Genomic DNA, 7997 nt, shown 5'->3' on the forward strand with positions numbered 1-7997 from the left:
GGCTCCTCGGAAGGTGTTCGCGGCTCAGGGGAGGTCGAGCAGGTCGGCAACCCGGACCGGGGCGCCGGTGGTGAAGGACCGGTTCGCGGCCAGCCCGGTGAGCAGGGCGAGGGCGCCGTCGCGGGCGGTCGCCGCCCGCCCCATCGGGTCCGTCTCGCCACCGATCAGGACCCGGACCATCCGCGCGTCGGCGCCGCCGTGCCCGGACCGGGTGTGCCCGGACACGGGTACGACCTGCGGCGGCGCCCAGAACGGCCGCAGGGTCAGCGTGGCGGACCCGGCCTCGACGGCCGCCTCGTCGCCGTGCAGCGCCGCGCCCTTGAGCGCGCCGGCCGAGGCGGGGTTGACGTGGTCGCTCTCCACGACCTCCAGCTCCAGCCGGCCCTTGCTGCCGTTGACCATCACCCGGTAGCCCTCGTAGGGGGCGTACGCGGTGAGGTGGTAGGTCATGGTCGCGCCGTTGGAGTAGCGGGCCAGCACCGACATGTCGTCCTCGATGCTCACGCCCGGGGCGAACACGTTGCGGTCGCGCTGGTAGCCGTCCTCGGCCTCGGCGTCGAGGTAGAGCTCGCGCAGTTTCGGGTGCGCGTCGAGCCGCAGCGCGAACGGGTCGTCGTCGGCGGCGGGGGAGCCGTGCGCCCGCTCGTAGTCGCGGGCGTAGCCGTGCCGGCTGCCGGCCTCGCCGTAGAAGAACAGCCGGCCGGCGGCGTACACCTCGACCGGGGTGGCGTCCAGCCACCAGTTGACCAGGTCGAAGTGGTGACCGGCCTTGTGCACCATCAGCCCGCCGGAGTGCGCCTTGTCCCGGTGCCAGCGGCGGAAGTAGTCCGCGCCGTGCCGCACGTCGAGCAGCCACTCGAAGTGCACCGACCCGATCTCGCCGATCGCTCCGTCGGCCAGCAGCTCCCGCAGCTTCTCGTGCAACGGGTTGTAGCGGTAGTTGAAGGCCACCCGCACCTGCCGGCCGGTGTCGGCGACCGCGTCGAGGATCTGCCGGCAGCCGGCCGCGTCCACGGTCATCGGCTTCTCGGTGATCACGTCGCAGCCGGCCCGCAGCGCCGCGTCGATGTGCGCGGCGTGGGTGTCGTCCACGCTGGTCACCACCAGCACGTCGACGCGCTCCTTGGCGAGCATCGCGGTCAGGTCCTCGGCCCGGTACGTGGGCACCGGCGGGTGACCGAGCTCGCCGAGCCACCGGTTGTGCGCGTCCATGCGGGCCTGGTTGACGTCGGCGAACGCGACGAGTTCCGCGGTGTCGGCGTGGTCGCGCACCAGCGCCCGTACGAACATCTCGGCCCGGGACCCGGTGCCCACCAGGGCGTGACGGACCCGCTCACCGGTTCTGGACGACATGGCGACTGCCTCCCGTAATCCTGCAAAGGTTTGCAGCGAAATAACCATGAGCCGAGCGGCGGCGTCAACGATCGGTAGCAAACCGGCGGCATAGATCCGATTTGATGGGGATTTGGGCACATGGCAGGTGCGTGGCCGCAACACATCTGTAACCGTCGGCCGTTGACACCGGCACAACCGTTTGCATTAATTGGCGGCACCTGACGTGACCCCAACCACACTGGACGAAGGGCCCCACCGTGCCAGCCACCATCCGAGACGTCGCCCGGGCCTCCGGCGTGCACATCTCCACGGTCTCCCGCACGTTCTCGGCCCCGCACCTGGTCAACCCCGAGACCCGAGGCCGGGTGCTGGCCTGCGCCGAGGAGCTCGGCTACCGGCCCAACCGCGCCGCCCGCGCCCTGATCACCGGCCGCACGCACAACGTGGGGCTGATCATCGCGGACATCGCCAACCCGTTCTTCCCGCCGCTGATCAAGGCGGCGGAGAGCCAGGCCCGGCAGCGTGACTACCACGTGTTCGTGGCCGACACCAACGAGGACCCGATCGCCGAGGAGGAGTTGGTCCACGCCCTGGCCAAGCAGGTGGACGGGGTGCTGCTGTGCAGCCCGCGGATGAGCAACAGCATGATCGAGCAGCTCAGCCGCGAGGTGCCGCTGGTGGTGATAAACCGCCAGGTCGCCGGGCTGCCGTGCGTCACCATGGACGTCGGCCAGGGGGCCCGCTCGGCCATCGAGCACCTGCTCGGGCTCGGCCACCGCCGGATCGCGCTGCTCAGCGGGCCGCGCGGCTCGTGGACCAGCCGGGAGATCCGGCGGGCGGCCGGCGCCGCGGCGCGGGCCGGCGGCGCCGAGTTCACGGTGCTCGGGCCCAACCAGCCCACCGAGACCGGCGGCGTCGCCCTCGCCGAGCAGGTCCGGCGCAGCGAGGTCACCGCGGTCCTCGCCTACAACGACCTGATGGCGATCGGCCTGATCGAAGGGCTCGACGCCGCCGGGTTGCGCGTCCCGCAGGACGTGAGCGTCGTCGGCATCGACGACATCGCCCTCAGCCGGCTCACCCGGCCCAAGTTGACGACGGTGGCCACGCCCAACGCGGCCGCCGGCCGGACGGCCGTCGACATGCTCCTGCAACACGACACCGTCGCCGCCCGTGGATCACGTGGCGGTCGGGGTGTCACGAGCGACGACCGTCGTACCACCGCACAGGTAATGCTCCAGACCGAACTGGTCATCCGCGACTCGACCGCAGCCGCGCCGGCTGACGGTCGGAACCGCCCCGACGCCGAATTGGTCATCCCGGGCCCGCATCGCCTTGCGGGCCCGGGTCGCCCGACCGCGGCCACCGGTGGCGTCGTCGCCTCCTAACGCCAAGGAGTGAGCGCACATGCACCCCGCAACGCCCCCCACCACTGGCACGCACGCCGTGCCCGCCTACCGTACTCCCGTCCGCAGGCGGCGGCTGATCCGCGGCATGCTCGCCGCGGTCGTCGCCCTGCCCCTCGTCCTCGGTGCCGCCGGCTGTGGCGACGACGAGGCCAGCACCGACCCCAACGCACCGGTCAAGCTCTCGATCTTCTGGTGGGGCGGTGAGGCCCGGGCCAAGCTGACCGAGGAGGCCCTCGCCCTCTACACCAAGAAGAACCCCAACGTCACCTTCGAGAAGACCTGGCAGGCCAACCAGGGCTACTTCGACAAGCTGGCCACCCTCACCGCCGGCGGCAACCCGCCGGACCTGTTCCAGATCGACGACAACTATCTCGCCGAGTACGCCTCCCGCAGCACCACCCTCGACCTGACGCCCTACAAGGACTCCGGCGACCTCGACGTGTCGAAGTTCCCCAAGAGCCTCTGGCAGTACGGCGTGGTCGACGGCAAGCTCGCCGGCCTGGCCTCGGGGGAGAACACCCAGGGCCTGGTCTACAACAAGACGCTGCTGACGAAGAACGGGCTGCCCGAGCCGACCACCGGGATGACCTGGGACGCGTACATCGCCTGGGCCGAGCAGGTCACGAAGAAGACCAAGGTGCCCGGCACCCAGGACCCGAGCGCCGACTACAAGGCGTTCTGGGTGTGGCTGCGCCAGCAGGGCAAGGACCTCTACAAGGGCCAGGAACTCGGCTTCACCGCCGAGGACGTGACGAAGTGGTTCGACCTGTGGAAGGGCGCCCGGGACCGGGGTGCCACCCCGACCCCCGACGTCATCCACGAGGGCAACGCCACCGACATCACCAAGCAGCTCGTGGTCACCGGGAAGGCCGGCGCGAGCTGGGTCTGGGTGAACCAGATGCCGGAGCTGAAGAAGAACACCAAGGACGAGCTGGGTGTCATCGCCTACCCGGGTGACCCGAGCGCCCAGTGGGCCCGCGCCTCCATGTACTGGTCGGTCTTCAAGGGCAGCAAGCACAAGGACGTCGCGGTCGACGTGATCAACTTCCTGAACAACGACCCCGAGGCCGTCAAGATCCTGGGTACCGACCGGGGCCTGCCGTCCAACCTGGACCTGCGCCGGGTGGTCAGCGACGACGTCACCGACCCGGCGATGAAGCAGTCGATCCAGGTCGAGTCCGACCTGGCCGAGAAGTTCGGCGAGGCGCCGCAGGTCCCGCTCAAGGGGCACAGCAAGGTCCGCGCCGAGCTGATCAAGGCCGCCGAGAACGCCCAGTACGGCCGGGCCAGCTCCGCCGAGGCGGCGGAGCAGTTCATCGCCGCCTGCAAGTCCGCCATCGCCTGACCTGACGCCACACGGAGAGGAATCGGTTCGTGGCTCTGACCACGGCGCCCGACCCGACCCGACGTACCGGATCCGTCCCGACCCCCGCCGGCAGGCGCGGGGTCGGGCGGGCCCGGCACGGGGACGGTCTGGCCGGCTACGTCTTCCTGTCGCCCTGGCTGCTCGGCCTGATGGCCGTCACGGCGATACCCATGCTCCTGTCGCTCTACCTGAGCTTCACGAACTACGACATCCTCACCCCCTTCTCGGAGGTGGAGTGGGTCGGATTCGCCAACTACGAGCGCATGTTCACCGCCGACCCGTCGTACTGGCACTCCGTGCGGGTGACGCTCACCTTCGCCCTGATCGCCGTGCCGCTGAAGCTGGCGGCCGCGCTCGGGGTGGCCCTGCTGCTCAACCGCGCCTGGCGCGGCGTCGGGCTGTTCCGCGGCCTGTTCTACCTGCCGTCGCTGCTCGGCGGCAGCGTCGCGCTGGCCATCGTCTGGGTGAACATGTTCAACCGCGAGGGCGCGTTCAACTCGCTGCTGAGCGTCTTCGGCATCGAGGGCAAGCCGTGGGTCAACGACCCCGACTGGGCGCTGGAGACCCTGATGGTGCTCGCCATCTGGCAGTTCGGCGCGCCCATGGTGATCTTCCTGGCCGGCCTCAAGCAGGTGCCCACCGAGCTCTACGAGGCGGCCTCCGTCGACGGCGCCGGCAAGTGGCGGCAGTTCGTCGCGGTCACCCTGCCGATGCTCTCGCCGGTGATCTTCTTCAACCTGGTGCTGGAGACCATCAACGGCTTCCAGGGCTTCACCGCCGCGTTCGTGCTCAGCAACGGCACCGGCGGCCCGGTCGACTCCACCCTGATGTACACGCTGAACCTCTACATCACGGGCTTCACCAACCTGGAGATGGGCTACGCATCGGCGATGGCCTGGGTCTTCCTGCTCGCCATCGCGCTCATCACAGTGATCTTCTTCAGCACCGGACGGTTCTGGGTGCACTACTCGGACGGGGAGGACCGGTGACGGCGACGGCAACCCCGACGGCAACCCCGGCGACGCCCGCCCCGCGCGGCCCGCGCCGCGCGAGAGGCGGCGGCGGGCAGGCCGTGCGCCTGCTCATCCTGATCGCGATCGTCGCGGTCGTGCTCTACCCGCTCTTCTGGATGATCGGTACGTCTTTGAAGAGCCAGGAGGAGATCGTCAACAACATCGGCCTGCTGCCGAACGAGTTCACCCCCGGCAACTACGCCGACGGGTGGACCAACTTCGACTTCAGCTTCGGCCGGTTCTTCCTGAACAGCGCCATGGTCAGCCTGCTGACCGTCGTCGGCAACGGTGTCTCCTGCCTGCTCGCCGCGTACGCCTTCGCCCGGTTGCGGTTCCGGCTGCGCGGCGTCTGGTTCGCCGTCATGATCGGGACGCTGCTGCTCCCGGGTCACGTGCTGATCGTGCCGCAGTACATCCTGTTCCGCAGCCTGGGCCTGGTCGGCGGCGAGTGGCCGTACCTGCCCCTGCTGATCCCGCAGTTCCTGGCCACCGAGGCGTTCTTCGTCTTCCTGATGGTGCAGTTCATGCGGGGCATCCCGCGCGAACTCGACGAGGCCGCCAAGATCGACGGGGCGAACGCCTTCGGCATCTTCCGGCACGTCATCCTGCCGCTGAGCCGGCCGGCGCTGGTCACCACGGCGATCTTCTCGTTCATCTGGACCTGGAACGACTTCTTCCGCCAGCTCGTCTTCCTCTCCGACCTCGAGGACTACACCGTGCCGGTGGCACTGACCCTGTTCATCGACTCGACGAGCCAGAGCGCCGTCGGCCCGATGTTCGCCATGTCGGTGCTGTCACTGCTACCGGTGTTCCTGTTCTTCGTGGCCTTCCAGCGGATGCTGGTGGAGGGCATCAACACGAGCGGGCTCAAGGGATGAGGCCGCACCGGGACGACGGGCCGGCCCGCGACGACGCGCCGGCCCGCCGGGACTGGCGGGACGTGCTCACCGACGCCACGGACCTGGCCGTGCTCGGCATCGTGCTGACGCTGGCGGCGCTGCCGGTGGTCACGGCGGCGGCGGCGGTCGCCGCCGCCAGCGCGGCCGTGCACGACAGGTACACCGTCGGGTCCTGGCCCTCCGCCCGGGAGAACCTGACCCGGTACGGCCGGGCGCTGCTGCCCGGGGTGGGGGTGAGCGTGCTGGCGGTCGCCGCCGCCGGCCTGCTCGCCGTGAACGTCGCCGCGCTGGCCGGCGGCCGGGTGCCCGGCGGGGCGCCACTGCTGCTGGTCACCGTCGCGGTGGCGGCCGCCCTCGCCGGGTACGCCGCGTTGGTGGTGGTGGAGGTCGGCCGCGGCGGCGGGCGCGGCTGGCGGGCCGCCGCCCGCGCCGCCGCCGACGCCTGCCGGGTCCGCCCGGCCACCTGGGCCGCGGCCGGCGGGGTCAGCGCCGTCGCCGCGGTGCTCGCCGTCCTGGTCATCCCGGTCGCGGTGCCGATCCTCGCCGGCTACGTGGTCGCCGCTCTGCACGCGGTCGCCCGGCGGACCGTGCTCGCCCCGGTGGGGCAGTCGTGACCGGGAACGACCGGCAGCTCAGCGTCGACGACGTGCCGGTGGCCCGGTACGTCGTCGACCCGGAGATCGACTCACGGCACGGCCCACGCCCGTACCTGCATCCGGTGCGCACCCTCGGCGGGACGGTGGTCACCGACGCGTTCCCGGCCGATCACGTCTGGCACCTCGGGGCGTCCCTGGCCGTGCAGGACGTCGCGGGCACCAACCTCTGGGGCGGGCGGACCTACGTCCGGGACGTCGGCTACACGTGGCGTGACGACCACGGCCGGATCGCGCACACCCGCTGGGAGACGCTCGACCCGCAGCGGCTGGAACACCAGTTGGAGTGGCGCGACCGGGACGGCGACGTGCTCCTCACGGAGCGGCGGGAGCTGACCGCGCAACGGGTCGGCGAGCGGGCCTGGGCCCTCGACGTCGGATACACGCTGACGGCTCCCGCCGACCGGGACATCGCCCTGGGCAGCCCGGCCACCAACGGGCGTCCGGGCGGAGCCGGCTACGGCGGCTTCTTCTGGCGGGCGGTCAGCGCGACGCCCGCCTGGGTGCGCACCGCCACCGTCGAGGGCGAGGAGGCCGTCAACGGCAGCGCCGAAGCATGGGTGGCCTTCGGCGGTACGGGGCCGGACGGGGCGGCGTACACCCTCGTCCTGGCCGGGCTGGCGGAGGGCGACCGGTGGTTCGTGCGGACCGCGATGTACCCGGGGATCTGCGCGGCGTTCGCCTTCGACCGTCCCCGGTCGATCGCGGCGGGCACGAGCCGTGCGGGACGGCACCGGGTGGTGATCGCGGACGGGACGCTCGACCGCGCGGCGACCGCCGCGCTGGCCGCCGGGACGGTGTGACGCGGCCCGCCCGCCGCCGATTTGACGATCTTGCCGCGCGCCACGTAAATTTCTCTCTGCCAGCGCGGAACGGACGAACGGGGTGAAAGCCCCGGGCAGGCCGGAGCGCGGTGAGACCGTCGGGCGCGGGTGGGGTCAACTCATCCGGGTCGGCGCGGGCGGTGCCCCGGATCTGTCGCGAGGCGGATTTGGCGAGGCGGAACCGACCGGGTAAGGTCGACGGTCGGCAGGGAGCCGGGCGAGCTCGCGGGAGACCGCGGAGCGGCCGGTCTGCCGAACTCTCCGAGAACTGCCGACGAGAGTCGGTGTTGTCGGAGTGCCCGGAAATTGGTTGAAGTGGTGCGGATCGCTGTAGAGCGGTTTGACTCGGCGGATATCACCGGGTAACGTAGTAAAAGTGCTCGGCGCGGGAACGCGGCGGGTGAGTGAACGAAATGCCCCAGGCTGGGGCTCCACGGTGTGGGGTTTCTGGTGTGGTGTGTGGTTGTTCTTTGAGAACTCAACAGGGTGCTTGATAAGCCA

At 70.8% G+C, this 7997-nt stretch carries 7 protein-coding genes; 6 read left to right on the plus strand and 1 reads right to left on the minus strand.

From position 1 onward, the window contains the following. Positions 1–24 precede the first annotated feature (24 nt). A complete protein-coding gene (locus ABZ809_RS29455; RefSeq protein WP_357565873.1) occupies positions 25–1353 on the minus strand; it encodes a Gfo/Idh/MocA family oxidoreductase in 1329 nt (442 codons plus the stop codon). A 239-nt stretch (positions 1354–1592) separates the two neighbouring features. Here ABZ809_RS29455 and ABZ809_RS29460 point away from each other — a divergent pair, with 239 nt between their 5' ends. The 6 genes from ABZ809_RS29460 (at position 1593) to ABZ809_RS29485 (ending at position 7475) form a co-directional block, all read left to right on the plus strand. Beyond that, positions 1593–2720, plus strand: a complete 1128-nt coding sequence (locus ABZ809_RS29460; RefSeq protein ID WP_357565874.1) for a LacI family DNA-binding transcriptional regulator — start codon at positions 1593–1595, stop codon at positions 2718–2720. A 19-nt stretch (positions 2721–2739) separates the two neighbouring features. Further along, complete coding sequence (locus ABZ809_RS29465) at positions 2740–4086, plus strand: extracellular solute-binding protein (protein ID WP_357565875.1); 1347 nt, start codon at positions 2740–2742, stop codon at positions 4084–4086. 29 nt (positions 4087–4115) lie between these two features. Continuing rightward, positions 4116–5096, plus strand: coding sequence for a sugar ABC transporter permease (locus tag ABZ809_RS29470; protein WP_357565876.1), 981 nt, complete (start codon positions 4116–4118; stop codon positions 5094–5096). 140 nt (positions 5097–5236) lie between these two features. Then, positions 5237–5998 carry a carbohydrate ABC transporter permease gene (locus ABZ809_RS29475; protein ID WP_132238380.1) on the plus strand — a complete coding sequence of 254 codons (762 nt, stop codon included), beginning with the start codon at positions 5237–5239 and terminating at the stop codon, positions 5996–5998. After that, the gene (locus ABZ809_RS29480; protein ID WP_357565877.1) at positions 5995–6633 is read left to right on the plus strand and encodes a hypothetical protein; all 639 of its coding nucleotides are present in this window, start codon (positions 5995–5997) and stop codon (positions 6631–6633) included. Before ABZ809_RS29475 ends, ABZ809_RS29480 begins: the two co-directional genes overlap by 4 nt. Continuing rightward, on the plus strand, positions 6630–7475 hold the full coding sequence (locus ABZ809_RS29485) for a PmoA family protein (protein ID WP_357565878.1): 846 nt from the start codon (positions 6630–6632) through the stop codon (positions 7473–7475). Before ABZ809_RS29480 ends, ABZ809_RS29485 begins: the two co-directional genes overlap by 4 nt. The last annotated feature ends 522 nt before the right edge of the window (positions 7476–7997 follow it).

Source organism: Micromonospora sp. NPDC047074 (assembly GCF_040643815.1).
In the GTDB taxonomy this organism is placed as follows: Bacteria; Actinomycetota; Actinomycetes; order Mycobacteriales; family Micromonosporaceae; genus Micromonospora.

Bases quoted from the DNA above. Each gene is read 5' to 3' on its own strand.
- ABZ809_RS29455 (WP_357565873.1), bottom strand. From the start codon at position 1,353: ATGTCGTCCAGAACCGGTGAGCGGGTCCGTCACGCCCTGGTGGGCACC.
- ABZ809_RS29465 (WP_357565875.1), top strand. From the start codon at position 2,740: ATGCACCCCGCAACGCCCCCCACCACTGGCACGCACGCCGTGCCCGCC.
- ABZ809_RS29475 (WP_132238380.1), top strand. From the start codon at position 5,237: ATGATCGGTACGTCTTTGAAGAGCCAGGAGGAGATCGTCAACAACATC.
- ABZ809_RS29480 (WP_357565877.1), top strand. From the start codon at position 5,995: ATGAGGCCGCACCGGGACGACGGGCCGGCCCGCGACGACGCGCCGGCC.